This is a genomic window from Shewanella sp., assembly GCF_047975355.1.
Taxonomy (GTDB): domain Bacteria; phylum Pseudomonadota; class Gammaproteobacteria; order Enterobacterales; family Shewanellaceae; genus Shewanella.
In genome coordinates this window covers 38,936-65,324 of the sequence record NZ_JBKEDJ010000004.1, presented here as the reverse complement: position 1 = coordinate 65,324, position 26,389 = coordinate 38,936, and the positions used below count along the sequence as shown (strand labels likewise).

The 26,389-nt window shown below is 47.6% G+C and carries 24 protein-coding genes and 8 tRNA genes; 21 read left to right on the top strand and 11 right to left on the bottom strand.

Going from position 1 to position 26,389, the window contains the following annotated elements; translation table 11 throughout:
- Nucleotides 1–4 precede the first annotated feature (4 nt).
- Nucleotides 5–643 (bottom strand): TetR/AcrR family transcriptional regulator, encoded by a 639-nt coding sequence (locus ACK5NH_RS01520; protein ID WP_011622813.1) that lies wholly within the window; start codon nucleotides 641–643, stop codon nucleotides 5–7.
- Between the two features lie 218 nt (nucleotides 644–861).
- On the opposite strand from ACK5NH_RS01520, the gene ACK5NH_RS01515 reads away from it, so the two are divergent.
- On the top strand, nucleotides 862–2,724 hold the full coding sequence (locus tag ACK5NH_RS01515) for a M2 family metallopeptidase (protein ID WP_416917506.1): 1,863 nt from the start codon (nucleotides 862–864) through the stop codon (nucleotides 2,722–2,724).
- A 167-nt stretch (nucleotides 2,725–2,891) separates the two neighbouring features.
- On the opposite strand, the gene smrA is transcribed toward ACK5NH_RS01515, so the two are convergent.
- The gene (gene smrA, locus ACK5NH_RS01510; protein ID WP_416917505.1) at nucleotides 2,892–3,482 is read right to left on the bottom strand and encodes a DNA endonuclease SmrA; all 591 of its coding nucleotides are present in this window, start codon (nucleotides 3,480–3,482) and stop codon (nucleotides 2,892–2,894) included.
- A 132-nt stretch (nucleotides 3,483–3,614) separates the two neighbouring features.
- On the opposite strand from smrA, the gene ACK5NH_RS01505 reads away from it, so the two are divergent.
- Both ACK5NH_RS01505 and ACK5NH_RS01500 read left to right on the top strand, forming a co-directional pair.
- Complete coding sequence (locus ACK5NH_RS01505) at nucleotides 3,615–4,196, top strand: YybH family protein (RefSeq protein WP_416917504.1); 582 nt, start codon at nucleotides 3,615–3,617, stop codon at nucleotides 4,194–4,196.
- A gap of 23 nt (nucleotides 4,197–4,219) precedes the next feature.
- On the top strand, nucleotides 4,220–4,714 hold the full coding sequence (locus ACK5NH_RS01500; protein ID WP_416917503.1) for a YchJ family protein: 495 nt from the start codon (nucleotides 4,220–4,222) through the stop codon (nucleotides 4,712–4,714).
- 82 nt (nucleotides 4,715–4,796) lie between these two features.
- Here ACK5NH_RS01500 and ACK5NH_RS01495 read toward each other — a convergent pair whose 3' ends face one another.
- From ACK5NH_RS01495 to ACK5NH_RS01485, 3 genes are all read right to left on the bottom strand, one after another.
- Nucleotides 4,797–6,980, bottom strand: coding sequence for a putative bifunctional diguanylate cyclase/phosphodiesterase (locus tag ACK5NH_RS01495; RefSeq protein WP_416917502.1), 2,184 nt, complete (start codon nucleotides 6,978–6,980; stop codon nucleotides 4,797–4,799).
- 194 nt (nucleotides 6,981–7,174) lie between these two features.
- Nucleotides 7,175–7,462: a DUF406 family protein gene (locus tag ACK5NH_RS01490; protein ID WP_416917501.1), complete on the bottom strand. Its 288-nt coding sequence runs from the start codon at nucleotides 7,460–7,462 to the stop codon at nucleotides 7,175–7,177.
- A 184-nt stretch (nucleotides 7,463–7,646) separates the two neighbouring features.
- Nucleotides 7,647–8,135: a VC2046/SO_2500 family protein gene (locus tag ACK5NH_RS01485; protein ID WP_416917500.1), complete on the bottom strand. Its 489-nt coding sequence runs from the start codon at nucleotides 8,133–8,135 to the stop codon at nucleotides 7,647–7,649.
- A gap of 125 nt (nucleotides 8,136–8,260) precedes the next feature.
- On the opposite strand from ACK5NH_RS01485, the gene ACK5NH_RS01480 reads away from it, so the two are divergent.
- The 3 genes from ACK5NH_RS01480 to ACK5NH_RS01470 all read left to right on the top strand — a co-directional run bounded on the left by ACK5NH_RS01480 (nucleotide 8,261) and on the right by ACK5NH_RS01470 (nucleotide 8,683).
- Nucleotides 8,261–8,345: transfer RNA gene (locus ACK5NH_RS01480), tRNA-Tyr, on the top strand.
- A gap of 39 nt (nucleotides 8,346–8,384) precedes the next feature.
- A tRNA-Tyr gene (locus ACK5NH_RS01475) sits at nucleotides 8,385–8,469 on the top strand.
- A 129-nt stretch (nucleotides 8,470–8,598) separates the two neighbouring features.
- Nucleotides 8,599–8,683 (top strand) — tRNA-Tyr (locus ACK5NH_RS01470).
- Between the two features lie 176 nt (nucleotides 8,684–8,859).
- Here ACK5NH_RS01470 and queE read toward each other — a convergent pair.
- A complete protein-coding gene (gene queE / locus ACK5NH_RS01465) occupies nucleotides 8,860–9,528 on the bottom strand; it encodes a 7-carboxy-7-deazaguanine synthase QueE (protein WP_416917499.1) in 669 nt (222 codons plus the stop codon).
- Between the two features lie 188 nt (nucleotides 9,529–9,716).
- Here queE and queC point away from each other — a divergent pair, with 188 nt between their 5' ends.
- Complete coding sequence (queC, locus tag ACK5NH_RS01460; protein WP_416917498.1) at nucleotides 9,717–10,436, top strand: 7-cyano-7-deazaguanine synthase QueC; 720 nt, start codon at nucleotides 9,717–9,719, stop codon at nucleotides 10,434–10,436.
- Entirely contained in the window at nucleotides 10,433–11,038 is a 606-nt protein-coding gene (gene rrtA / locus ACK5NH_RS01455; RefSeq protein ID WP_416917497.1) for a rhombosortase, read from the top strand. The genes queC and rrtA overlap by 4 nt, the downstream gene beginning before the upstream one ends.
- A 152-nt stretch (nucleotides 11,039–11,190) precedes the next feature.
- On the opposite strand, the gene uvrB is transcribed toward rrtA, so the two are convergent.
- Nucleotides 11,191–13,212 (bottom strand): excinuclease ABC subunit UvrB, encoded by a 2,022-nt coding sequence (uvrB, locus tag ACK5NH_RS01450; protein WP_416917496.1) that lies wholly within the window; start codon nucleotides 13,210–13,212, stop codon nucleotides 11,191–11,193.
- Between the two features lie 696 nt (nucleotides 13,213–13,908).
- The gene (locus ACK5NH_RS01445) at nucleotides 13,909–14,112 is read right to left on the bottom strand and encodes a hypothetical protein (RefSeq protein WP_416917495.1); all 204 of its coding nucleotides are present in this window, start codon (nucleotides 14,110–14,112) and stop codon (nucleotides 13,909–13,911) included.
- A 529-nt stretch (nucleotides 14,113–14,641) separates the two neighbouring features.
- On the opposite strand from ACK5NH_RS01445, the gene ACK5NH_RS01440 reads away from it, so the two are divergent.
- The 13 genes from ACK5NH_RS01440 (at nucleotide 14,642) to nth (ending at nucleotide 24,185) form a co-directional block, all read left to right on the top strand.
- Nucleotides 14,642–14,717: transfer RNA gene (locus ACK5NH_RS01440), tRNA-Asn, on the top strand.
- Between the two features lie 47 nt (nucleotides 14,718–14,764).
- Nucleotides 14,765–14,840, top strand: a tRNA-Asn gene (locus tag ACK5NH_RS01435).
- Between the two features lie 31 nt (nucleotides 14,841–14,871).
- Nucleotides 14,872–14,947 (top strand) — tRNA-Asn (locus ACK5NH_RS01430).
- Between the two features lie 46 nt (nucleotides 14,948–14,993).
- Nucleotides 14,994–15,069: transfer RNA gene (locus ACK5NH_RS01425), tRNA-Asn, on the top strand.
- A 46-nt stretch (nucleotides 15,070–15,115) separates the two neighbouring features.
- Nucleotides 15,116–15,191: transfer RNA gene (locus ACK5NH_RS01420), tRNA-Asn, on the top strand.
- Between the two features lie 204 nt (nucleotides 15,192–15,395).
- On the top strand, nucleotides 15,396–17,300 hold the full coding sequence (locus tag ACK5NH_RS01415) for an EAL domain-containing protein (RefSeq protein WP_416917494.1): 1,905 nt from the start codon (nucleotides 15,396–15,398) through the stop codon (nucleotides 17,298–17,300).
- 125 nt (nucleotides 17,301–17,425) lie between these two features.
- Nucleotides 17,426–18,004 (top strand): electron transport complex subunit RsxA, encoded by a 579-nt coding sequence (gene rsxA / locus ACK5NH_RS01410; protein WP_011622827.1) that lies wholly within the window; start codon nucleotides 17,426–17,428, stop codon nucleotides 18,002–18,004.
- Nucleotides 18,005–18,586, top strand: a complete 582-nt coding sequence (gene rsxB, locus ACK5NH_RS01405) for an electron transport complex subunit RsxB (protein WP_416917493.1) — start codon at nucleotides 18,005–18,007, stop codon at nucleotides 18,584–18,586.
- Nucleotides 18,587–18,589: 3 nt separating this feature from the next.
- Nucleotides 18,590–20,962 carry an electron transport complex subunit RsxC gene (gene rsxC, locus ACK5NH_RS01400; RefSeq protein ID WP_416917492.1) on the top strand — a complete coding sequence of 791 codons (2,373 nt, stop codon included), beginning with the start codon at nucleotides 18,590–18,592 and terminating at the stop codon, nucleotides 20,960–20,962.
- 80 nt (nucleotides 20,963–21,042) lie between these two features.
- Nucleotides 21,043–22,092: an electron transport complex subunit RsxD gene (gene rsxD / locus ACK5NH_RS01395; protein ID WP_416917491.1), complete on the top strand. Its 1,050-nt coding sequence runs from the start codon at nucleotides 21,043–21,045 to the stop codon at nucleotides 22,090–22,092.
- Nucleotides 22,093–22,147: 55 nt separating this feature from the next.
- On the top strand, nucleotides 22,148–22,786 hold the full coding sequence (rsxG, locus tag ACK5NH_RS01390) for an electron transport complex subunit RsxG (protein WP_416917490.1): 639 nt from the start codon (nucleotides 22,148–22,150) through the stop codon (nucleotides 22,784–22,786).
- Nucleotides 22,779–23,477 (top strand): electron transport complex subunit E, encoded by a 699-nt coding sequence (locus ACK5NH_RS01385; RefSeq protein ID WP_416917489.1) that lies wholly within the window; start codon nucleotides 22,779–22,781, stop codon nucleotides 23,475–23,477. The genes rsxG and ACK5NH_RS01385 overlap by 8 nt, the downstream gene beginning before the upstream one ends.
- Nucleotides 23,478–23,543: 66 nt before the next feature.
- Nucleotides 23,544–24,185, top strand: coding sequence for an endonuclease III (nth, locus tag ACK5NH_RS01380; protein ID WP_416917488.1), 642 nt, complete (start codon nucleotides 23,544–23,546; stop codon nucleotides 24,183–24,185).
- A gap of 173 nt (nucleotides 24,186–24,358) precedes the next feature.
- Here the strand turns inward: nth and ACK5NH_RS01375 are convergent, their stop codons facing one another.
- The 3 genes from ACK5NH_RS01375 to ACK5NH_RS01365 form a co-directional block, all read right to left on the bottom strand.
- Nucleotides 24,359–24,622, bottom strand: coding sequence for a hypothetical protein (locus ACK5NH_RS01375; RefSeq protein WP_416917487.1), 264 nt, complete (start codon nucleotides 24,620–24,622; stop codon nucleotides 24,359–24,361).
- 98 nt (nucleotides 24,623–24,720) lie between these two features.
- Complete coding sequence (locus ACK5NH_RS01370; RefSeq protein WP_416917486.1) at nucleotides 24,721–25,185, bottom strand: hypothetical protein; 465 nt, start codon at nucleotides 25,183–25,185, stop codon at nucleotides 24,721–24,723.
- Nucleotides 25,185–26,354, bottom strand: a complete 1,170-nt coding sequence (locus tag ACK5NH_RS01365; RefSeq protein WP_416917485.1) for a PepSY-associated TM helix domain-containing protein — start codon at nucleotides 26,352–26,354, stop codon at nucleotides 25,185–25,187. The genes ACK5NH_RS01370 and ACK5NH_RS01365 overlap by 1 nt, the downstream gene beginning before the upstream one ends.
- Nucleotides 26,355–26,389: the final 35 nt, after the last annotated feature.

The following is a 26,389-nucleotide window of genomic DNA, read 5'->3' as shown; positions in this document are numbered from 1 at the left end:
TTTATTAAGAGGCAACGGGAACTGATACGCCCGCGGCCATGTAGGGGATCACTTTTCGGATCACCGCTTCGATGTCGTTATGCTCACCAAATTCGGCGGCTGCAATGTCATTCAGCGCATCGGCGGAAGCCATAGTGAAAACAATCGTGCCTAGGGTAAAGTGTAAGCGCCAAAACATTTCAGCGGGAGGAATATGCGGTGCACTGGCTGAAACGGCTTTAACAAAGGTGTCTAAATGCTGCCCATAATGGGTGGTGATAAACCAACGCAGGTGCCCTTGGCTTTCAATGTAACCCCGCCCCAGCAATTGCAGGAAAATCGTTGTGCCTTCGGTGCGCAGCTCATTCAAATCCAATAATGGATCCACTAACGCAGAGAAAATCTCCTCTAACGATGCCTGTGTTGGCGCGGTATGTAAACGCTTTATGGCCGTCGATGCGGCGGGCATAAACACATCTAAATATCGAGCTAACACGGCGCGGATTAACTCTTTCTTAGAGCCAAAGTGATAATTCACCGAGGCTAAGTTAACCTCCGCCTTGCTGGTGATTAGTCGCAATGACGTCTCTGAAAAGCCCCTTTCGGCAAATAGCTTTTCTGCGGCATCAAGTATTCTGGTTTTTGTATCGGATCGACTTGCCATTCCGTGACCTTGAATTAATTTAAAACACTCGTTTAAATTAAACATTGGTATGGGAGTTGTCAAACGAAAAATGGCCAAATAAGCTGCGCAATACTTGCAGTGATTAACAGCCCACTCACATCCGTTGCAAAAAACCATCTAAAGTCATCAAGTCCTATGCAAAAAATACTGTGCTTAGGTAGAATGCTTAACACAAAAACAACAAAGGACTGCAATACATGGCTATTCTATTGAATCGTCCCACCACACTCGCGCTCACCATAGCGCTAACATTAGGCTTAACAGCCTGTAATGACGCACAAAGCAAGGCAGAGATAACCGCCGCAACACCTACTGTTAATAAGAACGCACCCGATAAAGCTCAGGCCATAGCATTTATTCAAGATGCTGAAGCCCAAATGGCACAGCTCTCTATCGAAGCTAACCGCGCCGAATGGATTTACAGCAACTTTATCACCGAAGATACCGCGGCATTATCGGCCGCCGTGGGTGAAAAAGTCAGTGCGGCTTCCGTCAGATTCGCTACCGAAGCGGCAAAGTACGCCAATGTAGAACTCGATCCGGCCAATGCGCGCAAACTGAATATTCTGCGCAGCGCACTCGTGTTACCTGCGCCGCTTGATCCCGCCAAAAATGCTGAGCTGGCGCAAATCAGCTCCGAGCTCAATGGACTCTATGGTAAAGGCAAATATTGTTTCGCCGATGGCAAGTGTATGACCCAGCCAGAGCTGTCGAGCCTGATGGCGGAATCGCGTGACCCAGCCAAACTGCTTGAGGCATGGAAAGGCTGGCGTGACATTGCAAAACCGATGCGCCCACTATTTCAACGTGAAGTCGAACTCGCCAACGAAGGTGCAAAAGACTTAGGTTACGCTAACCTCTCTGAGTTATGGCGCAGCCAATACGATATGAAACCCGATGAGTTTTCACAGGAATTAGACCGTTTATGGGGTCAAGTTAAACCCCTTTACGAATCCCTGCATTGTTATGTGCGCGGCGAGCTGAATAACGAATACGGCGATGTCATCGCGCCTAAGACTGGCCCAATTCCCGCACACTTACTGGGAAATATGTGGGCGCAGCAATGGGGTAATGTGTACGATCTCGTCGCCCCCGATGATGCCGATCCTGGCTATGATGTGACCGAACTGCTCGAGCAAAAAGGCTATGATGAGCACAAGATGGTGAAACAAGCTGAAAGCTTTTTCACTTCTTTAGGCTTTGCGCCGCTGCCAGATAGCTTCTGGAATCGCTCTTTATTCTTACAGCCCAAGGACCGTGATGTAGTGTGCCACGCCTCTGCCTGGGATCTGGATAACCTCGATGATATTCGCATCAAGATGTGTATCCAAAAGACCGCGGAAGACTTCACCGTCATTCACCATGAACTTGGGCACAACTTCTATCAACGTGCCTATAAACAGCAGCCTTTCCTGTTTAAAAACAGTGCTAATGATGGTTTCCATGAGGCCATTGGCGACACGATCGCGCTATCTATCACCCCAAGCTATCTAAAACAGATTGGTTTGCTCGAAGACGTACCCGATGCTTCCAAGGATATAGGCTTATTGCTAAAACAAGCTCTGGATAAAATCGCCTTCCTGCCCTTTGGTTTGATGATTGACCAGTGGCGTTGGAAGGTCTTTAGCGGTGAAATTACCCCTGCGCAATATAACCAAGCCTGGTGGGACTTAAGGGAAAAATACCAAGGCGTTAAAGCGCCCACGGATCGCAGCGAAGCCGATTTTGACCCAGGTGCCAAGTACCATGTGCCAGGTAACGTGCCTTATACCCGCTATTTCCTCGCGCATATTTTGCAATTCCAGTTCCATAAGGCGCTGTGTGATACCGCAGGCGATAAAGGCCCTGTGCACAGATGTAGTATTTATGGCAACCAAGCCGCTGGGGAAAAACTCAATAAAATGTTAGAGCTTGGCTCAAGCCAACCTTGGCCTGTTGCCTTAAAAGAAGTGACAGGAACCGAGGCGATGGATGCCAAAGCTGTGCTAGATTATTTTGCTCCACTTAAAATCTGGCTCGATGAGCAAAACACGGCGGCGAATCGTCAATGTGGTTGGTAATTAAGCCCTGACGAAATAAAGCTCAGACCTTAGTACCTCCTACGCTCTTAGGCGTTAATATGTAACCGATAAAAATGCCCAACAATGTTGGGCATTTTCATTTTAAGCATCTGTATTAACACGAATGCTAGTAACCATCAGATAAAATCAATGCGTCCGCAAAGCCATTAACGCCACCCCATTCCTTTACGGTTCGCTTCTTTATTTTCAATCTTGAGCTGCTCTGATTTAGTCAACATCACATACAAGGCTCCCGTCCCGCCCTGCTCGGTTTTCGCCGAATGATAGGCAAGCACCATATCAAGCTGAGATAACCAATGGCATACGGCGGATTTCAGCAGTCCTGCCACAGGCTTACTGTTATGACCTTTACCATGAATGAGCATCACGCAGCGTTCACCATAGGCCTGCGCCGCTAACAGGTAATTGAGTAACGCATCACGAGCCTGACTCAAACGGTAGGTGTGCACATCCAGCTTCATCTTAATACTGTATTGCCCCAGCCTTAGGCGCTTAAATACCGCGTTCTGCACCCCTTCACGCTTAAAACTGGCGATATCGTCGGGCGCAATGATCGGGATCAAGCTTAAAACCAAGGGCATACAGGCCAAATAGGCCTCACGTTGTAACGCATCACGGCGCTGAATTTGCTCATCCGTTAATGCCTTAGGTTGTAAATTCACAGCCTTGATATCGCCCTTAAGTGGCACAACTCCCGCCATTTCTTCAAAAAACAATGCCGATTCATCATCCAACATGGCCAGTTCCTCCACTCTTCACGCTTAGTGTGCACTTTTAGAACAGAAACACACTTTGTAAACATTCAACTCTTTAGTTCAGCGGGCACCTCCATTATAGTGGCGCCATGAATGCTTGATTAGAATAATGTAATGAGATTTTTGCTGCTAGCCCTGATATGCCTATTGTCGCTTCCAAGCTTTGCTACTCCCACAAAAGCCAAAACTACCACGACTACCGATCAGCTGATCAATGCCAATTATCCGCTGTTCACTAAAGCATTTACCGAGCTTGACCCCGAAGTTACCGCAGAAATCTATGCGAAAGATGCAAGCTATCTCTCTGAAAGTCAAAGTAAAGAAATCTATTATGGCCGCGAGAGTATCGTTGCTATTTACCAGCGATTTTTCGATAAAATCCGCAATAAAAAGGCCCGAATCGATATCGATTTTCGGGTGCTTAACCGTAAGTTATCTGGCAATAGCGCGTTCGATACTGGCTATTATCTAGTGCGCTTTTATCCCGCAGAAGAGACCGGTGAACCTGTGAGTGAATTTGCAGGTAAATTTGTGATTGGCACTCAAAAAGACTCTCAACACCGCTGGAACGTTACGCTGGATATGAACAACCGTGCAGAGCCAAGTTTCTATTTGAATGCCAAACCTGTACCCAATCTTTACTATGGCCGTCAGTTCCCTCCGTTACCTGATAGCCAAAAGAAAAGCAGTAATTGATTATATTTTAAAGCATTATGAATATGACACCCGATAAAATCTGTCCCTGTGGCAGCCAAAAAACCTATCAAGATTGTTGTCAAACACTGCATCTAGGGCTCGATTCCGGCGAGCAATTAGCGAAAAGTCCTGAACAATTGATGCGCTCTCGCTACTGTGCATTTGTGTTGAAAAATTTTGATTACGTTATCAAAACCCACCATGCAGACTTTCTCAATGACTTGACCCTTGAGCAACTTCAACAAGGTCCGCATCCCCAATGGTTAGGGCTCGATGTGTTATCCGCCGATGAAACCATACATCCCGATAACAGCAAGCATGGCACAGTGACCTTCAAAGCCTGGTATAAACTGAGCAGCGATATTGATGCGATTTATGAGCGCTCCGAGTTTATCTTCGAGCAAGGCCGCTGGTATTACACTGAGGGCCATCAAATGCATGCCAAACTGCCGGGGCGAAATGATCCTTGTGTCTGCCATAGCGGTAAGAAGTTTAAACAGTGCTGTTTAAAGCGTTAGCAATACACCTGCATATAAAAACAAAAGGCAATCGTTTGATTGCCTTTTGCTTTTATATCATCTGAAACGCTAATCTGAATATTTAGTGCGTCACAAGATTAGGTTCTTTTGCTGCCAGGAGGAATTGAGCAAATTCAGGTTCCCGCAGTGCTGGACTGTATAAATATCCCTGTGCCTGATGGCAAAAACTCTTGGCCAAAAACGCTTCCTGCTCGGCGGTTTCAACCCCTTCTGCGGTCAAGGAAATATTGAGCGCGCTCGCCATCGCGATAATGGCCGACACAATTTCTTGGCTTTCACGACTGATGGTTAAATCGGAGATAAAGGAACGGTCGATTTTTAACTTACTGATCGGGAACTGTTTAAGATAACGCATTGAGCTGTAACCCGTTCCGAAATCATCGATGGCCAGCCCAACACCCAGCTCCGCCAATTCCTGACATAAAAGCGTTGCATGGCGGATATCGCCCATTAACTCCGTTTCAGTAATTTCGAGGATCAAGGTTTTTGGCTTTAAACGATAGCGAGTGAGCAATTGCCACACTTGCTCATACAGGTTGCCGCTAAAAAACTGCCGCGCCGACACATTAACATGCATGCTTAAATCGGCATTGTGGTGCTGCCAAATATTTAATTGTCGACATGCGGCTTCAAGCACCCAGCTGCCAATGGCATTGATCATTCCCGATTGCTCGGCGATATCGATAAAAGCGCCGGGATAAAGCACACCTTTTTTCGGGTGATGCCAGCGGATCAAGGCTTCGGCGCCAATATAGGTTTGCTGCTCCAGATCCCTTAAGGGCTGATAATACAGTTCAAACTGACGGCCGCGAATCGCGCTATGTAAATCGCGCTCAATTTGCGCATCTTCCTTAAAGGCACTAAGCAAAGTGCTGTTAAACACTTGAATGGCCGTGCCCTTTTTCTTCTTAGCATATTGCACTGCAATATCGGCGCAGGTCAGCGGCGCGAACAGATTCGCCACCGAGGCAATATCGACTACCGCCAGCGCGGGTTTAGGCTCAATTTGCTCACGACCAATTAAAATCGGCATGGCTAAATGCTGATAGAGACGGGTACTAAAATAATCGAGATCGTAAACCGCATTATCATCGGTGAGTAACACGGCAAATTCGTCACTGCCGACACGGGCGATTTCGGTCGCCTTATTGATTTCCGAAAAATGTTTTAAGCGCCTGCCAATTTCAATCAGCAAACTGTCGCCATTTTCATGGCCGTAGGTATCGTTAAATCGTTTAAAAGCGACTAAATCGACCAGCAGCAATAGTCCTTTGGTAGTTTTCTCTAATACTCGATTAAAGTGACTGCGATTATTCAGCCCAGTGAGACTGCAACGCCAAGCTAAACGCTCCAGTTCCGCCTTATAGTTGTGCTCATCCGTGCTTTCTTCGCCCGAGACAAGGGCATAATGATTGCCGCGATCGGTGATAAATTGGCTGACTACATATTTTAGCCAGTATCGACTGCCATCGGCTCGATTGAATTGCACTTCGCCTTTGGCCTGCTCACCTCTGAAGATCTGCGCGAGCGTTTGTTCGGCTAATTCATTGTGTTGCTTAAAAAAACTTAACTCGCGTAAATTGGCGCCTATGCTTTTTTCTCGCGCTAAGCCCGTTATTTCTGCGTGAGCTTGGTTGACGTATTCCACTTTTTCGGTGTGCAGGTTAATCAGCATGCTCATCTGACGCGATTGCTCGGTTGCACAGCGAAATAGGCTTAGGCGTTCTTCTTTATCATAGGTATGTTTGGTGGCTAGCGTTAAGGCCAGCTGATCAGCCATTTGGCAGGCAAGATGGATTTCGCTATCGTGCCAATGGTGGGTCAGTTGCCCACGTTCAAGGCAGAGTACACCTTCGAGATGGCCGTTAATGCGGATGCCAATCTCGAGGCTGGATAAAATCTGCCGTGGAATAAAGTAGTTATCGACTAACTCAGTCAAACGCGGATCGATTAGCGTGTTACCCGCATCAATGTGTCTATGGCTTTTGAGTTCATCTAAATAGTGCGGCAGAGCCTGTAACTGCGAAGGGCGATAGGTGTCTTGTAATGCCATGGCGCCAAATTGCGCTGCTAATGACTGGGTGGATTGATCGGTTGAAAAAATCCATACCGAGACCAGAGAAACGGCTAAATTTTGGTAAAGTAACTCAGTCGCTAACTCTGCCGTCTTAGTAAAATCCCCCTGCTGTTTAGCCGTGGAATGCACTAAAGACTCTACTAAATGCTGATGTTGACGTCGCTTCACTCTGATCCCTACAAAACTTCGTGTTGGGTAAAACGATACTGCTGCGACTAACACGCCAATGTGTCGGCGGGTTAATGGAGCCGATTTATCATTATTATTTTTGTTGATGCAGATTACACTATCTATATTTTAAACAGCAACATCGGCCACAATTTATTACAAATTAACTCTGACTTATCTCACATTTCATTGAGTTACAAGCCATTCTCTAATTGGAAAATCATTTTTTCGACACTCACATCGAAAACAAGCTTGAGAGTAGCGCCCGCTTCATCCTGAGCAATACTTCCTTGAGTGTGGTTAAAGCGCGCTTGGGCCCGTTTCATCATCTCGCTGGCTTCGGCTAGTGCCTGCGCACCAGCAAAAGAGAGTTCTAGCACAGTATCCTGTTCGTCAATCACAGCGCCTATGTCCACAAAACTGCCGCAATCGGTGCATGTGTCATTCACTGTAGTCGCTTGTCCTGCAATGATACCTTTCATCTCGTTTTCCTCTTTGATTGCCATATGACAGGATTTAAAGGTGATATGTCAGCTTAAACCTGCATCGTTAACTTCTTATTATAGGTAACTGTGGACGGAGAGACTCAGCTTTAGCTCACGCTTATTATGGTGTAGCGATTCAGTTGACGGCAATTTGGTCAACAACGTTTCATGGAAGATAGTATTAGGCGCTCACTAACAATGGCACAAGATTACGTTGAATCGCGAGTTGATCGGCAAAATGCATCACTTCTACTTTAGGGGACGGCAGTTGCCCACGTTGACGCAGCCGGGTGGTGAGGTCACAGTTGCTTAAGGCTTCGGCCATGGCGATAGGTTCAGCACCGCGGATCACTAATGCCTCTGGGCGCAATGCCTGTTGTAGCTGAAACGCCCTCGCGCCTTGCTCGGCAAAAACAGCACTATTGTCGATAACCTTGTTATCCGTTGATAAATCCGCCACAAGTGCTTGCTTTGGGGGTAACTCGAACTGACGTTGTAATTTTTCTGCATTATCGAGCTCTTTTTGCCATTGAAACTGCGCCATGTCCCTCGCGTCTGCAGACAATAGCGACAGCAACAGGGCGAACTCTCCTCGCCTGTTGTGTTCTATTGCCGCATTTAAGCGGGAGCCAATTTGGGCTTCGTTGATTAAAGGAACATCGATTTGCATAAAAAAACATCATTAAAACAACTCGTTGTTAGTTAATCGACCAGTTGAACCAGAACTTTAGGAAAATTTTCATATTTAGACTTTACATGCCAAACGTTTCTGACTACTATGGCGGCCGCAATTGAGGAGGGGTTCCCGAGTGGCCAAAGGGATCAGACTGTAAATCTGACGGCTCCGCCTTCGAAGGTTCGAATCCTTCTCCCTCCACCATTTGCACTAACAATTAGCGATGCTATAAAAGATACTCGTGGAGGGGTTCCCGAGTGGCCAAAGGGATCAGACTGTAAATCTGACGGCTCCGCCTTCGAAGGTTCGAATCCTTCTCCCTCCACCACTTTTATCTTATGTAGTTCGTCAATCGTTAGTCTGCTGTAAACTTGCTTTACCCTTAAATCAGGCCAAGATTTAAGATAACTTTTAAATCAGACTCGATGAGTCAGATTAGAAGTTAAAGAAAATATGTGGAGGGGTTCCCGAGTGGCCAAAGGGATCAGACTGTAAATCTGACGGCTCCGCCTTCGAAGGTTCGAATCCTTCTCCCTCCACCACTTCTTTCTCATCTCACTCTTTATACCGCTTTATTCCCTAAGTTTTCACTCTAGCACCCCAGCTTTTACAAACTCATTGTTTTCGCTCAACTCCATATCTCTAGCCTATAGATTTTGCTGATAAAAAACGCCCCATTCCGGAGCGTTAAAGAAAAGTGCACAGCGCTAAGTGGCGATTAATCGATATTCAGATACTTATGGGTCTGAATCGATAAACGCCAGTTACGGGCAATACACACCTTCATCGCTAATTCCGTCGCCCTTGTTTTTTGGCTGATCGGCTGCAAACAAATAGTTTTCGCTGACACATCAATGCCTTTGAGCAACTCATCGAGTTCATCAATATGATTTTCGGTCGCTATCGGGTGCTTTATCTCATTGGCACGGGTCAATGCCTGCGCTAACACCTTATAACCCCCTTTCATATTGATCTTTGGCGAGACAGTCACCCAGGTATCAGCATCGCACTTCACTTCAAAGGTGCCGCTGGTCTCGATTTGAGTGGCAAAACCGGCAGCATGGAGCGTGTGGGTTAATTCATGCAGATCGTACATGCAAGGCTCACCACCGGTGATCACCACATGACGCGCCGTATATCCCTTATTATGAAACGCCTCGATAAGACTCTGCGCCGTATGGTTAGCCCAGCGCCCCACGGAACCATCGACGGTGATCACTTGTTCGGGTGGCACCTTGTTTTCCTCAAGCAGATCCCAAGTCTGTTTGGTATCACACCAAGCACATCCCACAGGGCAGCCCTGTAAACGCACAAAAATGGCGGGCACTCCGGTAAAGACACCTTCACCTTGAATGGTTTCAAAGACTTCGTTGACTGGGTAATTCATGCTAGCGTTCCATTTTTCTGGGGCGGCATTTATAGAGGATTTTAGCTGCAGCTGCAAGTTTTTACCGCCTCACACATAGTGATACCAAGAGCCGCATGCCCGCCGCCACGCCCCAGCAAAGAGTTTTCAAGCCCTAGCGCCTGAGTTACACTTACGCCCTATTTTATGTGTCAATTTAAGTGGATCCTATGTCAGCAGCGTCAATTTCAAAGGTCGTGGTCGTCTTCAGCGGTGGACAAGACTCAACGACTTGTCTTATTCAAGCCTTAACTCAGTTTGATGAAGTCCATGGGATCACCTTCGATTATGGTCAGCGCCACCGTGAAGAAATTGAAGTTGCTAAATCCCTCGCCAAGCGTTTAAAGATCACTAGCCATAAAGTGATGGATGTCAGCCTACTCAATGAGTTAGCTATTTCTGCCCTCACCCGCGATGCGATCCCTGTCTCCCACGAATTGATGGAAAATGGCTTGCCCAATACCTTTGTGCCTGGTCGTAATATTCTGTTTTTGACCTTAGCGGGTATTTACGCCTATCAATTGGGTGCAGAGGCGATTATTACCGGTGTCTGCGAAACCGATTTTTCGGGTTATCCCGACTGTCGCCACGATTTTGTCCGCGCGATGGAATCGGCACTAGTGCAAGGCATGGATAAAAAGCTTGAGATCATCACTCCGCTGATGTGGCTGAATAAAGCGCAAACCTGGGCGCTGGCCGATAAATATCAGCAGCTCGATTTAGTTCGCCACCATACCCTAACCTGTTATAACGGCATTGTCGGTGATGGTTGCGGTGACTGCCCAGCCTGCCATCTTCGCAAACGAGGTTTAGAGGATTACCTGCAAAATAAAGCGCAGGTGATGGCCTCGCTCGACAAGGCGACTGAAACGGGTAAACCGCAGGCGTGAGACTGTTGACGTTAAAAAAACTTGGCCCCTATTGGCTGGCACTTATCGTCAGTGTACTCTGCGCAGTTTTATATGTTGTAGGGCTTTCAACACCCAGCATAGATAACCTGCTTGCCTATCGTCGCAGCGCTATCAGTGACGGTGAGTGGTGGCGCCTTATCACAGGTAACCTGCTGCATACCAATCATTGGCATCTGCTGATGAACCTAGCGGGATTATGGGTGATATTATTTTTACACCACTTTCATTACCGACTTAAGGGATTAACCGCGCTCTTCATCTCACTCTGTCTATTGGAAGGGATTGGCCTGTTTCTAGGTTATCCGCAGCTTTTAGGCTATGTGGGCCTCAGCGGTATGTTACACGGCCTATTTACCTTTGGTGCAGTGCAGGATATACGCCACAAAATCCGCTCAGGTTATTTGCTGCTGCTCGGTGTGCTAGTTAAAGTCGGCCATGAACAGTTTTATGGTGCCAGTGATGATGTGACCGCCATGATTGGTGCACGCGTGGCCACCGAGGCGCATTTAGTCGGCCTGATCTGTGGCTTAGTCTGCGCACTTATGGTGTTTGTGTACCAACAAAGCACACTAGCAAAGTAAACGTCGCGCTAATACCTCCAACTTTGATTAATCTATACAATAAAAGCCGCCTCACATTGCTGTGTTGGCGGCTTTTTATTAAGTAGTGAACCTTGGTATATGCTTGATTAGCATCGCAGTCCTACATCTAACAAGCTAAGGTACAGATTTTGTTAGGCTGTGATCAGCAACTCCCGTAAACGTTTCACCTCATCACGCAATGCCGCCGCCTGTTCAAACTCCAAGTTACGTGCATGTTCATGCATTTGCTTCTCTAACTTGTCGATATCATGGCTCAGCTGCGCCGCATCGGCTTGATAGCGCTCCGCTTTAGGCTCAGCCACTTTACCCAGTGACGCTTGGCGATAGCCCTTTTCAGTGTCTCTACCATCGTCCACATCCATCACATCAGTAATACGCTTGACCACGCCTTTTGGCACTATGCCGTGTTCAAGGTTATAGGCGTGCTGCTTCTCACGGCGGCGCTCGGTTTCACCCATCGCCTTGGCCATCGACTGGGTGATCCTATCCGCATAGAGAATAACTTTGCCGTTCACGTTACGCGCGGCGCGGCCAATGGTCTGAATAAGCGAGCGCTCCGAACGTAAAAAGCCTTCCTTATCGGCATCAAGAATACAGACCAAGGAAACTTCAGGCATGTCTAAACCTTCACGCAGCAAGTTGATGCCGACCAGCACATCAAACTTACCGAGGCGCAGATCGCGAATAATCTCCACCCGCTCCACGGTATCGATGTCCGAGTGCAAATAACGCACTTTGACGCCGTGTTCATCGAGGTATTCGGTTAAATCCTCCGACATGCGTTTAGTTAAGGTGGTGACAAGCACCCGCTCATTGACGGCAACGCGCTTGGCCACCTCTGAGAGCAAATCGTCAACTTGAATGCTGACCGGGCGCACTTCCAACTCGGGATCGAGCAAGCCCGTTGGCCGCACGACTTGCTCAACAATCTCACCACCACTCTTCTCCAGTTCGTAAGGATTGGGTGTTGCCGACACATAAATGGTCTGCGGCATCAATTGCTCAAACTCTTCAAACTTCAGCGGCCGGTTATCCAGCGCCGAGGGTAAACGGAAGCCGTACTCCACAAGCGTGGTTTTCCGGGAGCGGTCACCCTTATACATGGCACCAATTTGCGGCACGGTAACGTGGGACTCGTCGATGATCAACAAACCATCGGCGGGTAAATAATCCAGCAAAGTTGGAGGCCCTTCGCCCGGCGCTCGTCCCGACAAGTAGCGGGAGTAGTTTTCAATACCAGAGCAATAACCCAGCTCGACCATCATCTCGATATCGTATTGCACCCGCTCGTGGATCCGCTGCGCTTCGATCAGCTTATGGTTGTCGAGAAGATATTGTTTACGCTCACGCAGTTCTTGCTTAATTAACTCTGTCGCTTCAAGAATTTTTTCCCGCGGAGTTACATAGTGGGTTTTGGGGTACACAGTCGTGCGCGCAATACGTTTAACAATTTGTCCCGTTAACGGATCAAATTCACTTAAGCGCTCAATTTCATCGTCAAAGAGTTCCACCCGAATACCGTAACGATCAGAGTCCGCAGGGAAAATATCGATCACTTCACCGCGAACGCGGAAGGTACCGCGCTGCAATTCGATATCGTTGCGGGAGTATTGCAGTTCACTTAATCGCTTAAGGATATCCCGCTGCCCCATAGTATCACCCTGGCGTAGGTGTAATAACATCTTTAAGTAAGAATCGGGATCGCCAAGACCATAAATCGCCGATACAGAGGCAATCAAGACTACATCCTTGCGCTCCAGTAGCGCTTTGGTGGCCGAGAGTCGCATCTGCTCGATATGCGCGTTAACCGAGGCATCCTTCTCAATAAAGGTGTTAGATGCAGGTACGTAGGCTTCTGGTTGGTAATAGTCGTAATAGGAGACAAAATATTCCACCGCATTGTTGGGGAAAAACTCTTTCATCTCACCATAAAGCTGCGCCGCCAGCGTTTTATTTGGCGCCATAATAATGGTGGGGCGACCAAGCTGGGCGATAACATTGGCAATGGTGAAGGTCTTGCCCGAGCCTGTCACCCCCAATAGGGTTTGGCAAGCTAGGCCAGATTCGAGACCATCGACCAATTTAGCAATGGCTGTAGGCTGATCCCCTGCGGGGGCAAATTGGGATTCAAGCTGAAAAACAGATTCTGACACGCGAACATATCCTTGTGGTTAGTCGCCCCATTCTAATCAAGTCATCCACTAAGCTCCAGCAGTTATCCTTCACATAACCAAGGCTCAGCATTGTCCTAAACCATGAAAATGACAGTTTGATGGAAAGAAAGTGAAATTTTTTGACTACGAGGTTTTTACACACAAATTGGCGATAAAACGCCCTAAAAATCAGGAGAAATGCCAAATTAATACACAAGAGATGACTTTCATCTGCTTACAAAATTGCAACCTATTTCAACAGCGAAAAAGATAAGTCTTGATATTTTTATCTACTTGAAAAATAAGTATTAAAAATTTTGTCGCCAAAATAGTGCAATTTAAGTCCATCGCATGTACCACAAGGCTTTGCCGCCTGTTTCAAGCCGCAACCCACAGGGTTATCCACAGATTTTGTTGATAAGTCGAAATAAGCGAGAAACCATGCGGGATTGAGGAGTATTTAACCTTTAGCTTACCCCTTCATCGTCTTTGGTAATTTTATTACATTTGATAAATGTTACTACTTGTTACAGCCGGCAACATGCATAAAATCTGATTCATCACCGACAGTTATACAAGCTCTACTACTTAGCAGCATAAAATGACAGCGTTTTCCTCTTTAATCGGCATGAGTGAGTTTAAATTGGCTTGATATAAGGAGAATGGCCTGAATATAGAAGGACCACTCTTCAGTGCTTAAATTAAGTCCTCTGCGAGCGCGGCAGCAAAAAGCGCTTCGTCCGTCGAGGCGACCACAAAGAGGATTTCGGCTAAATCTTGGATTTTTTGAAAATCAGGATCATCCAAATGCATAGCCAACTCACGGTATTGACGCAGCACTTCTAAGGTTAAAGGCTGCTCGAGTAACGCTTCCGCTTGTTCTAATCGACTCATTGCCATCGTTATCACCTCTCGATTCGTTTTGTGGCCGCTCAACTAAGATAGGCTTCGACCTGTCGTTATGGGGATAATGTTGTGAGAAACTTGCTTATGTACTTTCAATTAAAGTGTGAACTTTAAAGCTCACCGGATTGGTGCCGGATTTTTGATTGTGACGCTGCGTAATCGTTTTGACCACAAAAGCGTCGATTCGTTGCCACCAAATTCCACTTTCTCTATTTAAGACCGAGCTTTTTAAAATTTCAAATGGGTCTTCTGCCAGATTAATGCTGATAATTTAACCGACTAGGTCTATTTATGTTTTCGGCCTCACCTAAAAATCACAATAGTTTTTAAGATGGGTACACGCTATCTTACGAAAACATAAGTTATTTCTTCATCAAAATGCTGATTTCTACACCACGATGCACATTAGATGAGCACTTAACAGCATAATTACACTTTTTTTAGTAACTCGAGTTGACTCATCCCACAGAGCGTTTTACTATGCGCTCCGTTCTCAACGAGTCATCGAGACGAGAGAAACGATTCCCCTGTAGTTCAGTCGGTAGAACGGCGGACTGTTAATCCGTATGTCACTGGTTCAAGTCCAGTCAGGGGAGCCACATTTCAATCTCGATAAAAGTGAGGATACAGTTAGGTAATTAACGATTCCCCTGTAGTTCAGTCGGTAGAACGGCGGACTGTTAATCCGTATGTCACTGGTTCAAGTCCAGTCAGGGGAGCCACTTAATTATCAAACTTTTGCGTTAACACGATTCCCCTGTAGTTCAGTCGGTAGAACGGCGGACTGTTAATCCGTATGTCACTGGTTCAAGTCCAGTCAGGGGAGCCAATAACGCAAGACAAGTTAAAGTCGATAGCAATATCGCATCATCTACTCCCCTGTAGTTCAGTCGGTAGAACGGCGGACTGTTAATCCGTATGTCACTGGTTCAAGTCCAGTCAGGGGAGCCACTTTCAAGATGATATCTCAAGTCGATAGCAATATCGCACCCTCTACTCCCCTGTAGTTCAGTCGGTAGAACGGCGGACTGTTAATCCGTATGTCACTGGTTCAAGTCCAGTCAGGGGAGCCATTTTCTTTATCCTTAAGCAATATTCCCTGTTATCCTAGTCAGTCACAAGACTCTATTTTCATTTCTGTTTTGCCTCAAATACAGTTACACTGTGATCTGTTTGTTAACCGAAATCTTGAGTATCATCACGCAGATAGGGATATTAACTGAGCACTCCTTTAATATTCTGTCCGCAATACTTCGACACATAGAGAGCGGATTTTTATGGCGATGTCTAAATCATATCCCATCTTTTTATTGCTGATTTTTTTAGGGCTGTTTGGTTGGATTTATCACAACGAAAATAACCAACTTCAAGTGCAACAACAGCAAGAACTCAATAACTTCAAACAATACTTGGATAATTTTTCCCAGTGGCAAGGCAATGGTGCCGAACTCTATCAAAATATTTCAGCGCATTATCCTCTGCAGTTTTTTCAATACATCGATGACACCGATGGACAACTCAATTACACCCAAGGCCAACTCACTCCCCACGGCCCCAACCCAGTGGCAGGATTATTTGCCTTAGATTTATCCCATACGCAAAAACTGGCCGCAGGTCGTTTACAGGTAAAATTAAGTGCCGATCAAGCGATAGAAAGTGCTATCAATAGTACCCAGCAATTGGGCCTAATACTGATAATGGCCTACGTCATTTTGATAGTTATTTTTATCTTGCTTATCAACAAATTAAAATCTTCCATCCGTTATGCTGCCGAGTATATTTCCCACATTCCTGAAATGAGTTTTTCTGCGATTGAGTCTTCCAAGCTCAATGGCGAAATGGCGCCGGTGAGATTGGCTCTAGAAGACTGTCGCGTGCAGCTTAAATCGCAAATGGATGCCCTCACCCAAGAAAACCAGAAACTGCACAAAGTGGCTTATCAGGATCCCATTACCGGATTTGGTAGTCGCCCGCGTTTTACCACTAAGTTAGAAAATATTAGTAACCGCAGCGTTCCGCAGCTCGGCCTGTTAGCCATGGTCAAAGCGACTGAGCTTTCCCATGTTAACCAGTTACAAGGCCGCTCTGCCGGTGATGATTATTTAGTAAGTGTCGCCAATTGTATTCGTAAGGCCTGTTCAAAATATCCGGATTCTGAGTGTTACCGTGTCTCCAGTGCCGATTTTGCAATCTTTTTACCCGATTTAGTGTTAAAAGACGGCCCTAAATTTTTAGAACAGCTAAAAGTGTTCCTCGATGAATACCAACAGATGACTAAAGCCGAATCTGTGGCGCACATGGGCTTAGTGCCTTATCAACAGGGCACAGACCCCGTTAACCTTCTCTCTTTGGCGGACACTGCCGTGAGCATAGCGCAAACCCTCGGCCCTAACAGTTTCCATATTCAAGAGAAACTCAATGGCGATGAGCAGTTTGGAGATGACCGTTGGAAAGTGGCAATCAACGACTTAATCACCCGCCAAGCCTTGAAGTTTTTCCAACAACCCATTCAACCTTGCCGTAATGATGTCGAGGTTTATCGCGAGCTGCTGGCACGCTTTTACAACAGCGAAGGCAAGTTTTTACCCACCACCACAGTCATCGCGATGGCCGAGCGCCATGGCATGAGCACCGAATTAGATAAACTGGTGGTGATCAGCACATTAAAAATGCTTAAAGAAAATCCGACCATTAGCGGCAATTTTGGCATCAACATCAGTGCTTTTTCGGCCCACCAAGAGTTGTTTGTCGGCTGGTTGAGGGATGTTCTCGGCAAACACAAATATATCGCTTCTCGTCTAGTGTTTGAGATCAACGAATCCGGCATGCAAGCCAATCTAGGCGCCAGTTATAAGTTCGTCCGTGAAGTGCACAGTGTCGGCTCGAGAGTCTCGATCGAACGATTCGGCATGAGCTTTACCTCCTTCAAATTCTTCAGCGAAGTGCGCCCAGACTACATTAAGCTCGATGGTAGCTATACGTCATCAATCGATGAAGACAGCAATAATAAGTTCTTCGTGCGAATGATGGTGGATGTGGCGAGACGCATCGGTATTCGCGTTATCGCGACGAGTGTCGAACGTCAGGAGGAAAAATTGACCCTCGAAAAACTCCTCGTCGATGGTCTGCAAGGCTATTATATTGCCCAACCACAGGCAATGACCTTAACTGACCAAATTTAAGCCAGCGCAGTGTTAACGGAGCGTGCAAATTTACAGTAAAGATAGTTAACCCTGCATTCTATATGTTGTTTATGCAAACGGAAAAGTCGATAATACGGCCAAGATCCGTTTAGACAAGTATTCAGATGAGTGAATATCTCCTGTTGTTGATCAGCACAGTGCTGGTTAACAATTTCGTTTTAGTGAAATTCTTAGGTTTATGTCCATTTATGGGGGTCTCCAGCAAATTGGAGTCCGCTATTGGCATGTCCATGGCTACAACCTTCGTGTTGACCTTAGCGTCTATTCTCAGTTACCTCGTCAACCAATATCTGTTATTGCCCTTTGACCTCGGTTATCTGCGTACCATGAGCTTTATTCTGGTGATTGCTGTGGTGGTGCAATTTACTGAGATGGTGGTGCAAAAAACCAGTGCAGCGTTACACCGCGCCCTCGGTATTTATCTGCCACTGATCACCACAAACTGCGCCGTTCTCGGGGTTGCCCTGTTAAACGTGAACGAAAAACACGATTTTATTCAATCTGCTATCTATGGTTTTGGCGCTGCGGTTGGTTTTTCCTTAGTGTTAATTCTGTTTTCCGCGATGCGTGAGCGTTTAGCGGCTGCCGATGTGCCTATGCCTTTTAAAGGCGGCGCCATCGCTATGATTACCGCTGGCCTGATGTCACTGGCCTTTATGGGATTCACAGGATTGGTTAAATAGATGTCCACCATGTTAATTGCCGTTATCTTATTAACCCTATTGGCATTGTTCTTTGGGGTATTACTCGGATTTGCCGCCTTAAAATTTAAGGTTGAAGGTAATCCCATCGTCGATGAACTCGAAGCGATTCTGCCACAAACCCAATGCGGTCAATGTGGTTATCCCGGTTGCCGTCCCTACGCCGAAGCGATTGCCAATGGCGATAAAGTCAACAAGTGCCCGCCAGGCGGCACCGCGACCATGGAAAAGCTCGCCAGTTTAATGGGTGTAGAACCAGAGCCGCTCAATGCCGAGGCCCAGTCTCAAGTCAAAAAAGTCGCTTACATTCGCGAAGATGAATGTATTGGCTGTACTAAATGTATTCAGGCCTGTCCTGTCGATGCCATTATCGGTGCGGGCAAACTCATGCATACCGTGCTCACCGCAGACTGCACTGGCTGCGATCTCTGTGTCGAGCCCTGCCCCGTCGACTGTATCGACATGATCCCTGTGGGCCAAAATCTAAAAAACTGGAACTGGCGCTTAAATGCCATTCCCGTGACTCTTATCCAAGAGAATCCGCACGAAGAGAAGAGAGGATAAGCGGTGCTGACTTTATTAGATCAATTAGATAAAGGAACCCTTTGGCGCTCACACGGTGGTATTCATCCACCAGAAGTCAAATTCCTCTCCAATCGCACGCCAATTAGCCTACTGCCATTAGCGCAGGAATATCTTGTGCCTGTGCCGCAAGTTGGCGAAAACTGTACTCTTGCGGTCAAAGTAGGTGACAAAGTATTCAAAGGCACGCCATTAACTCAAGGCACCTCGATTTGGCATTTGCCCGTGCATGCGCCAACCTCTGGCACTGTGGTCGCCATTGAGCCAAGAGCCAGCAACCACGCCTCGGCCTTGCCGGTCAATACCTGCGTGATTGCTGCCGATGGTGAAGACCGCTGGTGCGAGTTAACGCCAGGCTCAATTGAGCTTAGCAATCATGAAATGATTGCCAAAATCCATGGCGCGGGCATTGCTGGTATGGGGGGCGCCGCCTTCCCAAGCCATATTAAGCTCAATCCTGTCAGTGAAATCGAATTAGTGATTATCAACGGCGTGGAGTGTGAACCTTATATCAGCGCCGACGATCGCTTAATGCGCGAATATAGCCAAGATATTCTGGCGGGCATTGGGATTATCCATCGCCTCCTAGCACCCAAGCGCATCGTGATCGCTATCGAAGACAACAAGCCCGAAGCGATTAAAGTCATGCAACAGGCGGTGAGCCAATCCACGCTCCCAGCGGGCAGCACGCGGGTGACGGCTATCCCAACCAAGTATCCATCTGGCGGTGAGAAGCAGCTTATTCAGATCATCACGGGGCGTGAAGTGCCCTCGGGCGCTATCCCCGCTAAGCTTGGCATTGTCGTGCATAACGTGGGGACCGCCTTTGCGATTCACCAAGCCGTGACCCAAGGTAAACCACTGATTGAACGTGTGGTGACAGTTACCGGGCAAAATGTCGGTAAGCCCGGCAACTATTGGTTACCCATAGGCACGCCCGTTGAGCATGTGCTCAAACACACTGAATTTAACGCCGAAGCCGATCAAAAAGTGATTATTGGCGGTCCTATGATGGGCCATACGTTACCAACCATCCAAGTGCCTATTTTAAAAGGCACAAACTGTATTTTGGTGCCCAGTAGTCAAGAGATGGGAACCACTCCAGAGGAAAAAGCCTGCATCCGCTGCGGCGAATGTGCCAATGCCTGCCCTGCACTCTTGTTGCCACAACAACTGTTTTGGCATGCAAAAGCGGAAGAGTATGACAAGGCGGCCAGCTACAACCTTAAAGACTGTATCGAATGCGGTTGCTGTAGCTATGTGTGCCCCAGTGATATCCCACTGGTGGAATACTACCGCATCGCTAAATCGGCGCTAAAACAAGCCGCCGATGAAAAACATCAAGCCGAGCGCGCCAAACTGCGTTTCGAGGCACGAATTCAACGCCTCGAGGAAGAAAAACTCGCCCGCGAAGCCAAGGCTAAGGAAGCCGCTGCGCGTCGCCAAGCGACCATGACCTCAACGGATAAGGATGCCGTCGCCGAAGCCATGGCGCGGATAGCGGCCAAAAAAGCAGCTGCGGCAGAAACCACTGCCGATAACGCTCCGGTCGAGGTCGTTGCGGCTGATGCAAACAGCACTGAGGTGCCTAAGGGTAAGGCGGCCGTTGCCGCCGCGATTGCTCGAGCCAAGGCCAAGAAAGCCGCCGCTGCGGCTCAAGGGGCCGATGATGCAGAATCGTCTCAACAAGCAGTCTCTTCTGAGCAAACGGTATCTTCTGAGCAGACTGAGACTTTATCGCAAAAAGATAAAGTCGCCGCAGCCATTGCTCGGGCCAAGGCAAAAAAAGCAGCGATGAAGGCCGATTCAGATGTCAATGAGGGAACACCTGAAGTCGACGCAGATATGCCTGTGACTGAATCCTCGGCTAACACTGAGATGGATGATAAAAAAGCCAAAGTTGCCGCAGCCGTTGCCCGTGCGAAAGCTAAAAAAGCTGCAGCACAACAAACTGATTCGAATGAAGTTGCTGAAGTTCAGCCAACTGATGCGCCGCTAAGCACGCAACTCAACTCAGAACTTAGCCCTGAAGATGAGAAAAAAGCCAAAGTGGCTGCTGCCGTTGCTCGCGCGAAAGCCAAAAAGGCCGCAGCACAACAGACTGATTCGAGTGAGGCTGTTGATGCCAAACCAAGCATTGATACCGAGCCAGTATTAGCTCAACCAAGCGATGCGACGTTTAAGCCTGAGCTTAATTTTGAAGCTGGCTCAGAACTCAACCCTGAACCAAGTGCTGTTCTCAGCTCTCAACTCAGTCCCGAAGATGAGAAAAAGGCCAAGGTCGCTGCTGCTGTTGCCCGCGCGAAAGCCAAAAAAGCGGCCAGAGAAGCAAATGCGATCAGCGACGCAAATGAATAGCACTGCGGGTTTTAACCTCAGTGCTTTAAAAATGATTAGCTTAAAAATCAGTGACTCAAGATTAGATAAAAGGGATCACAATGGCGTTTAAAATAGCCTCATCACCCCATGTCACCCGTAACTTGCATACTTCCACAGTTATGCAACGGGTCATTTTATGCTTATTACCCGGCCTTGTGGTGCAATGCGCCTTTTTCGGCTGGGGCACGCTTATTCAAGTGTTACTGGCAATTGTCGTGGCCCTTAGCTGTGAAGCCGCGGTGATGAAACTGCGTAATCGCAGTATTAAAGCGAGTTTAAGCGATAACAGTGCCATGCTGACGGCAATCTTAATCGGCGTCGCCATTCCACCGCTGGCGCCTTGGTGGATGATCGTAATGGGCACCGTCTTTGCGATTGTTATCGTTAAGCACCTCTATGGTGGCTTAGGCCATAACTTGTTTAACCCTGCCATGGCTGCTTATGTGTTGCTGCTGGTTTCCTTCCCTGTGCAGATGACCAGTTGGATTGCACCGAGTACGGTTGCGCTCAATACCCCAACAGTGATCGATAGCCTGCAACTTATCTTCAATGTCGGCGCCCATGGTGGCATGGAGCAATTCCGTTTAGGGATCGATGGGATCAGTATGGCGACGCCACTCGATACCCTCAAAACCGATCTGTCACTAGGGCTCACCACCACCGAGAGTATGGCTAAAAGCATATTCGATGGCGGCACTGGCGTAGGTTGGTTTTGGGTCAATTTAGCGTATCTGGCTGGCGGTTTAGTGCTACTTAAATTAAAAGCCATCCGTTGGCATATCAGTACCGGCGTCTTGGCGGGATTATTTGTGGCATCGAGCATTGGCTTTTTACTGTCGCCCGATACTCAGGCAAGCCCACTGTTCCATTTATTCTCGGGCGCGACCATGCTCGCCGCCTTCTTTATTGCGACCGATCCTGTCACCGCGGCGACCAGTCCGCGCGGCCGTTTGATTTTCGGCGCATTAATTGGTGTCTTGGTCTATGTCATTCGTACCCAAGGTGGCTACCCCGATGCCTTCGCCTTTGCCGTGCTGCTCGCAAACCTGTGCGCGCCATTTATTGACTACTATGTGCGTCCGCGCACCTATGGCCATTCAGCGCCCTAGGCCTGTGGCATAAAAGAATCAAGCGAGCTTGAACAAAGATTCTTGAGGAATAAAAGTGAATAATCCAATGATTAAAAATGGTTTGCTGCTTGCCCTATTTGCCCTGCTCTGCACGGGCTTAGTGGCCGTGGTTAATCAACAAACCTTAGATAAAATTAAGCAGCAAGAGCAGCAGGAACTGATGCGCGTATTGCATCAGTTGATCCCCGATGAGCTCCATGACAATGAGCTGACCGCGCAATGTACCCTGTTGCAGGATAGAGAGGCGCTCGGCACCGACGATGCTATGCCCGCCTATATCGCCACCGCTGCTGGTAAACCCGTTGCTATCGCCCTAGAAGCCATCGCCCCCGATGGTTACAACGGCAATATTAAGTTGATTGTGGGCATCAATACCCAAGGTGAAGTATTAGGCGTACGCACACTTGCCCATCAAGAAACCCCAGGTCTTGGGGATAAAATCGATTTACGTAAATCAGACTGGGTGACGCAATTCGTTGGTAAAGTGCTTAAATCTGAAGATGACAAACAATGGCAAGTACAAAAAGACGGGGGGGATTTCGACCAATTTACCGGCGCGACAATCACACCACGCGCCTATGTGAAAGCGGTTAAACGCGCCGTATGGTACTTTACTCAGCATCAAGCAGAGATTTTCAGCCAACCTCTGAATTGTGGGGCCAACCATGACTAATTATCGCGAAATTGCCTGGCAAGGACTGTGGAAAAATAACCCAGGTTTAGTGCAACTCCTGGGCCTGTGCCCACTTCTAGCTGTCACGGCAACCCTTACCAACGCCCTCGGGCTTGGCGTCGCCACTATGTTGGTACTGATTGGTTCAAACATTTTAGTCTCGTTGGTACGTGACTATGTGCCCAAGGAAATCCGTATCCCCGTGTTTGTGATGATCATTGCGGCGCTGGTGACGGCGGTGCAATTGCTGATCAACGCCTACGCCTATGGTCTGTATTTGTCCTTAGGGATCTTCTTGCCGCTGATTGTGACTAACTGCATTATCATTGGCCGCGCCGAAGCGTTTGCCTCCCGTAATAATGCCTTTAGCGCCGCCTTTGATGGGCTGATGATGGGGCTTGGCTTTACCTTAGTCTTAGCGGTACTTGGCGCCACGCGCGAAATTCTCGGCCAAGGTACCCTGTTTGATGGCGCTGACCAACTGCTCGGCCCATGGGCAAAAGCCTTAACGATTCAGGTATGGCAAGTCGATACCCCCTTCCTGCTGGCGATGTTACCGCCCGGCGCCTTTATTGTGATGGGCCTACTTATCGCCCTGAAAAACGTTATCGATAAAAAGCTTAAAGAGCGTCAACCACAAGCGGCAGTGCAGCCAAGCGTAACACGGGCACGGATCACCAAAGTGAGTTAAGCCCTTATTGAGATAACAGCTTAAGTAGTGGGTTTAGCGTTAAACCCACTACTTCCAAGGATCACTATGAATCAAGAAAAACGCATCCAAATCCTCACCCGCCTGCGTGAAAACAATCCCAAACCCGAAACCGAGCTGAATTTCTCCAGTCCCTTTGAATTACTGGTGGCAGTGACCTTGTCGGCGCAGGCGACCGATGTGAGCGTGAATAAGGCGACCGATAAACTGTTTCCAGTGGCCAATACCGCCCACAGCATTTATGCCTTAGGCGTGGATGGATTAAAGGAATATATCAAGACGATTGGCCTGTATAACAACAAAGCCATCAATGTGATTAAAGCCTGTGAGATCTTGATTGAAAAATACAATGGCGAAGTCCCAGAAGACAGAGAAGCGCTAGAGTCGCTTCCTGGCGTAGGCCGTAAAACCGCCAACGTTGTGCTCAATACCGCCTTTGGCTGGCCGACCATCGCCGTCGACACCCATATCTTTCGCATGGCAAACCGCACTAAATTCGCCCCCGGTAAAAACGTAGTCGAAGTCGAGGAGCGCATGTTAAAGGTTGTTCCCGCCGAATTTAAAGTCGATGTGCATCACTGGTTTATTCTGCATGGCCGCTATACCTGTCTGGCGCGCAAACCGCGCTGTGGCAGTTGTATTATTGAGGATTTTTGCGAATTTAAAGAAAAGGTCTATCCCGAAGAGTAAGGGCGCTACAAGGCGGTCGTTAAGCGCTTTAGCTAACGGGATGAACAAGTAACAAGGGGTTTCAGGCTAGAGAATACTTTCGGCTAGTTAAGATTTTGCTCAAAGCCCTTTGGTTATTAGCGCTGTCATTAGCACCGCTCTTAGCCCTTTTGCTATTAGCCTTGCGGTGCAGATTAATCGGCTTGAGCGGCTTTTTGCTGCAATAGGGCTAGCAATTCTTCATATTTGGGCCCTTGGCCAAACTGAGGTAGCGCTACTGCAAAGACCACCAGCGCAAAGGCAATATAAATCGCGTAAGGGTGACTCCAAAATCCTGCCAGCAACGTAAGCGTGCCTAAGATAAGTAAAATAATCACCCCAACACGTACGCGCTGCGCCATTTGCACTTTTTGTTTCGCTGCAGCGATTAGCGCAAGTTCTGCATTCGTAAATTCCATATCCAATCCTTTGCAGTCAGCCTATCCGATAAAAAAATAACCCTCAGGCACAGTTTGCACCTGAGGGCTGTTTTACTGCAAACAATTTGCTAGCGGTATTACTGAACTAACACCGCTTCGGGTACGGGCCATTGGCTAACCAACCATTCACCCTGCCAATTTTGAATCGACACCCACAAGCTGTCCGTTGCCGCTAACTTAGCGCCAGTAATCGCATGCACATGCTGGCCATGTTTGCTGCCATGCAACACCCCATTTTCACCTTTTTGTAGGGCTTCCAATGGCAGAGCCTCTGGGCCGATATTGGCATAACCTTGGCGAATATGGGCCACATTCCCCTGTTCAAAGATCAACATAAAATCTTTTACGTAATCATCGTGGTGCTTATAAGGTGCCTTTAAATCTAACGGCATAGGCGCGATTTTAAATTCACCTAATTGCTGGCTCGGCCACGCGGGTGGAAAACTCGGGTTAAGCGACTGAAAGAGAAACACTAAGGGTAAAATCAAAATCAAACCACTGAGCTTGTATTTATGTTTTAACCAAAATACCGATGATGCCATTAGCGTGCCTCCCCTAACATATCTGCGGCTAAGTCTTTGCTTTCGGCCTGTTTAAAGGCACGGACATGGCGTAATCCCCACATCATAAAACCGGTGATCGACATCCCCGAAAGCACTAGCCCAAAGAAGAACCAAATCAATTTAGTCCAAATCCCACCTAACGTGCCGTAATGCAGCGGATCGGCAATATGCATTAAGGTTTGCATACCTGTCATGGTTTCTGGCGAGGTAGCACTGGCGATTTCGCCGGTCCATGGGTTAATGCTGAGATTATAGGAATATTGATCGTAGAAAATATGATCGCCACTACCGCTTAGATGATACATATCCCGTTGATGCTCAGGCAGCATCACATAACTTGGCTCAAAATCGGGGAAGCGCTGCTTAGCTAAACTTAAGGCCTCAGTAAAAGAGACATTGGTACTTGGCAATTGCGTATCACCAGCTTGCATCAAAGGCACTTGCTCAGCGGCTATCATTGGCGCATGGGATTCAATATCGATATCGGCATGCCAGAAGATGGCTTGGACTAAATACCACAGCCCTGTCAGACTCATAATCGCGATAAACCAAATCGACCAGACGCCGGATAATTTATGCAGATCCGACAATAGAGTCTTCTTCCCTTGGGTGAGTCGCAATTTAGGTGCAAAAAAGCTGCGCCAAAAACGCTTATAAACGATGAGTCCCGTTACCAATGAGGCGAGCATCAAGAGGGCCATAGAGCAAACAAGGTAATAGCCGACGCTGTAACCGCTCTGCCAAGGAAACAATAGCCAACCATGCAATGAGCGCATAAAGCCAATAAAGGTTAGGCCTTCATTTACCTGCTGAATTTGCCCCGTATATTGATTCACATAGGCGATAGCATAAGGTTTATCGGCATCGGTAAAGGTAATCGCATTGACTAAATAAGGCTCAAAGGTCATCGCCCCCATCACTTGCGCATTCGGATAGGCCTTTTCAACCACCAGCATTAATTCATCGACGGGTTTAGCGGGCAGCTCATCTGGATTGAGCGCACGGGCTGCGGGGTTGGTCAGCCAAGTCAACTCATGACTCAACACGGCCACCGTGCCCGTTAAACAGATAAAACTGAACAAAATCCAGATGGGTAAAGACACCCAACCGTGTAACATAAACCAGAAGCGATTACTTATTTTCGCCATGGGGGATTGTTCCTACCTCTTTTAGAATCCCAATA

Bases quoted from the DNA above. Each gene is read 5' to 3' on its own strand.
- ACK5NH_RS01520 (WP_011622813.1), bottom strand. From the start codon at position 643: ATGGCAAGTCGATCCGATACAAAAACCAGAATACTTGATGCCGCAGAA.
- ACK5NH_RS01515 (WP_416917506.1), top strand. From the start codon at position 862: ATGGCTATTCTATTGAATCGTCCCACCACACTCGCGCTCACCATAGCG.
- smrA (WP_416917505.1), bottom strand. From the start codon at position 3,482: ATGTTGGATGATGAATCGGCATTGTTTTTTGAAGAAATGGCGGGAGTT.
- ACK5NH_RS01505 (WP_416917504.1), top strand. From the start codon at position 3,615: ATGAGATTTTTGCTGCTAGCCCTGATATGCCTATTGTCGCTTCCAAGC.
- ACK5NH_RS01500 (WP_416917503.1), top strand. From the start codon at position 4,220: ATGACACCCGATAAAATCTGTCCCTGTGGCAGCCAAAAAACCTATCAA.
- ACK5NH_RS01490 (WP_416917501.1), bottom strand. From the start codon at position 7,462: ATGAAAGGTATCATTGCAGGACAAGCGACTACAGTGAATGACACATGC.
- ACK5NH_RS01485 (WP_416917500.1), bottom strand. From the start codon at position 8,135: ATGCAAATCGATGTTCCTTTAATCAACGAAGCCCAAATTGGCTCCCGC.
- queE (WP_416917499.1), bottom strand. From the start codon at position 9,528: ATGAATTACCCAGTCAACGAAGTCTTTGAAACCATTCAAGGTGAAGGT.
- queC (WP_416917498.1), top strand. From the start codon at position 9,717: ATGTCAGCAGCGTCAATTTCAAAGGTCGTGGTCGTCTTCAGCGGTGGA.
- ACK5NH_RS01445 (WP_416917495.1), bottom strand. From the start codon at position 14,112: ATGGCAATGAGTCGATTAGAACAAGCGGAAGCGTTACTCGAGCAGCCT.
- ACK5NH_RS01415 (WP_416917494.1), top strand. From the start codon at position 15,396: ATGGCGATGTCTAAATCATATCCCATCTTTTTATTGCTGATTTTTTTA.
- rsxA (WP_011622827.1), top strand. From the start codon at position 17,426: ATGAGTGAATATCTCCTGTTGTTGATCAGCACAGTGCTGGTTAACAAT.
- rsxB (WP_416917493.1), top strand. From the start codon at position 18,005: ATGTCCACCATGTTAATTGCCGTTATCTTATTAACCCTATTGGCATTG.
- rsxD (WP_416917491.1), top strand. From the start codon at position 21,043: ATGGCGTTTAAAATAGCCTCATCACCCCATGTCACCCGTAACTTGCAT.
- ACK5NH_RS01385 (WP_416917489.1), top strand. From the start codon at position 22,779: ATGACTAATTATCGCGAAATTGCCTGGCAAGGACTGTGGAAAAATAAC.
- nth (WP_416917488.1), top strand. From the start codon at position 23,544: ATGAATCAAGAAAAACGCATCCAAATCCTCACCCGCCTGCGTGAAAAC.
- ACK5NH_RS01375 (WP_416917487.1), bottom strand. From the start codon at position 24,622: ATGGAATTTACGAATGCAGAACTTGCGCTAATCGCTGCAGCGAAACAA.
- ACK5NH_RS01370 (WP_416917486.1), bottom strand. From the start codon at position 25,185: ATGGCATCATCGGTATTTTGGTTAAAACATAAATACAAGCTCAGTGGT.
- ACK5NH_RS01365 (WP_416917485.1), bottom strand. From the start codon at position 26,354: ATGGCGAAAATAAGTAATCGCTTCTGGTTTATGTTACACGGTTGGGTG.